General features: G+C 58.3%; 3 protein-coding genes. 2 read left to right on the top strand and 1 reads right to left on the bottom strand.

The features are described from left to right. Positions 1 to 90 precede the first annotated feature (90 nt). Positions 91 to 792: a lipoate--protein ligase family protein gene (locus tag HT737_RS12540; RefSeq protein WP_047296955.1), complete on the top strand. Its 702-nt coding sequence runs from the start codon at positions 91 to 93 to the stop codon at positions 790 to 792. A 10-nt stretch (positions 793 to 802) separates the two neighbouring features. Here HT737_RS12540 and crp read toward each other — a convergent pair whose 3' ends face one another. Then, complete coding sequence (gene crp, locus HT737_RS12535; RefSeq protein ID WP_007966430.1) at positions 803 to 1,447, bottom strand: cAMP-activated global transcriptional regulator CRP; 645 nt, start codon at positions 1,445 to 1,447, stop codon at positions 803 to 805. A 239-nt stretch (positions 1,448 to 1,686) separates the two neighbouring features. Between crp and HT737_RS12530 the strand changes: the two genes are divergently transcribed. Further along, complete coding sequence (locus tag HT737_RS12530; RefSeq protein ID WP_003228794.1) at positions 1,687 to 2,109, top strand: OsmC family protein; 423 nt, start codon at positions 1,687 to 1,689, stop codon at positions 2,107 to 2,109. The last annotated feature ends 189 nt before the right edge of the window (positions 2,110 to 2,298 follow it).

The following is a 2,298-nucleotide window of genomic DNA, read 5'->3' as shown; positions in this document are numbered from 1 at the left end:
CATTGGAATGCATTTCCCCTGTGGGGAGCGAGCCTGCTCGCGAAAAGGCCCTCAAAATCCCTAAAGATTCCAGATCTGCCGGAGCCCTCCATGTCGCTGCCCACCTTCCTGACCATCGAGGCCGGCCTGCAAGCCGAACAAGACTTGCTCGCTTCCGTCTGCGCCGGCGACGCCGAGTTCGGCCTGCTGTTCTGGCAACCCAGCGATAACGCCCTGGTCATGCCGCGCCGCCTTAATCGTCTGCCCGGTTTTGATCACGCCTGCGAAGTCTCCGCCACTGCTGGTTGGCCAGTATTGCTGCGGGAAACCGGCGGTGAACCCGTCCCGCAGTCCTCCTCAACCATCAACATCGCACTGGTCTACGCTCCGCCCCGCAGCGAGGGCGATCTGAATCGCATCGAAACTGGCTATCGGCGTCTGTGCGATCCAATCTGTGAGTTGCTGGATGAGTTGGGCGGCACATCGTCGTTGGGCGAAATCGACGGTGCGTTCTGTGACGGCCGGTTCAACGTCAATCTCGACGGCCGCAAGATGGTCGGCACTGCTCAACGCTGGCGCCAGAGTCAGGGCGGTCAGCGTCCGGTGGGGTTGGTGCACGGGGCGATGTTGATCGATAACGAGCGCGAATCGATGGTCGCGGCGGTCAATCGCTTCAACGAGGCTTGCGGTCTGGAGCAGCGAGTGCGGGCTGAAAGCCACATTGCCCTGCATGAGAAGTTCGTCGCGCCAAATGCTTTGGCGCGTCTGGATGAGCTGTTTCGACGGATGCTGGCGCAGGTCTACAGCGCCTGAGCTTGCGCGCTTAGCGGGTGCCGAAGACCACCATGGTCTTGCCTTTCACATCGACCAGGTTGCGTTCTTCAAGATCCTTGAGCACGCGACCGACCATTTCCCGCGAACAACCGACAATTCGCCCGATTTCCTGACGGGTCACCTTGATCTGCATGCCGTCCGGGTGGGTCATCGCATCGGGCTGCTTGCACAGCTCCAGCAGGCAGCGAGCCACCCGACCGGTGACGTCGAAGAACGCCAGGTCGCCGACCTTGCGCGTGGTATTGCGCAGACGTTGTGCGATTTGTCCGCTGAGGACGTAAAGAATGTCGGGATCCTGCTGTGACAGTTCGCGGAACTTCACATAGCTGATTTCGGCGATTTCACATTCAACCTTGGCCCGCACCCAGGCGCTGCGTTGTTGTTCCTGACCCGCTTGTTCGAACAAACCCAGTTCGCCAAAGAAATCCCCGGCGTTGAGGTAGGCAATGATCATTTCGCGGCCGTCGTCATCTTCAATCAGGATCGTGACCGAACCCTTGATGATGAAGTACAGCGTGTCCGAGCGATCGCCGGCGCAGATGATGTTGCTTTTGGCCGCATGGCGACGGCGTTGGCAATGCATCAACAGTTTGTCGAGGTTTTTGATTTTGGGTGTGGGGGTAATAGCAACCATGGTTGTATCCCGAAAAGACTGCACGGTGATGTTTGATTTTTATATGAGGCGCTGAAGGCGGTCGCTACACGGGCTGACAATTGGCGCCAGCGAATTGGCGCCAGCTTACCAGACACTTCGTCGAAAATTCGAGAAATTACCTACGCAGCTTAGGCATCTTTCCCAGGAACGCCGGGCGCTGTCAGAGCAAAGGCCTGTGCTAAGCTGGCGACCCTTTTTTCTACAGTGGAGTCTTGGCGATGAAGGCACGCATCCAATGGGCTGGCGAAGCCATGTTCCTCGGCGAATCCGGTAGCGGTCATGTCGTGGTGATGGACGGTCCGCCCGACGCCGGTGGTCGTAACCTGGGTGTTCGCCCGATGGAAATGCTTCTGCTGGGCGTGGGTGGTTGCAGCAACTTCGACGTGGTGAGCATCCTGAAGAAGTCGCGTCAGGCGGTTGAAAGCTGCGAAGCGTTCCTCGAAGCCGAGCGCGCGACCGAAGACCCGAAGGTGTTCACCAAGATCCACATGCACTTCGTGGTCAAGGGCCGGGGCCTGAAAGAAGCCCAGGTCAAGCGCGCCATTGAACTGTCTGCCGAGAAGTATTGCTCGGCCTCGATCATGCTCGGCGCGGCCGGCGTGGCGATCACTCACGATTATGAAATCGTCGAACTCGGTTGAACCGACATTCAACTATCATAAAAGCAGTGCAGACTCTGGCGATCCCTCGCTGACGTCTGCATAATGCGCCACTTTTTTCAGGGCAGTGATCGGTCAGCCGACGGATCATCCGCCTGAACAGATAACCAAAATCGCCATCGCGAAGAGGTGTTAACCGTCCTACGCAGGTGCGTTGTTCGCACTTGACGG

This window comes from Pseudomonas sp. MD195_PC81_125, from assembly GCF_014060985.1.
GTDB classification, from domain to species: Bacteria; Pseudomonadota; Gammaproteobacteria; order Pseudomonadales; family Pseudomonadaceae; genus Aquipseudomonas; species Aquipseudomonas parakoreensis.
This window is presented reverse-complemented; position numbering and strand designations above follow the sequence as displayed.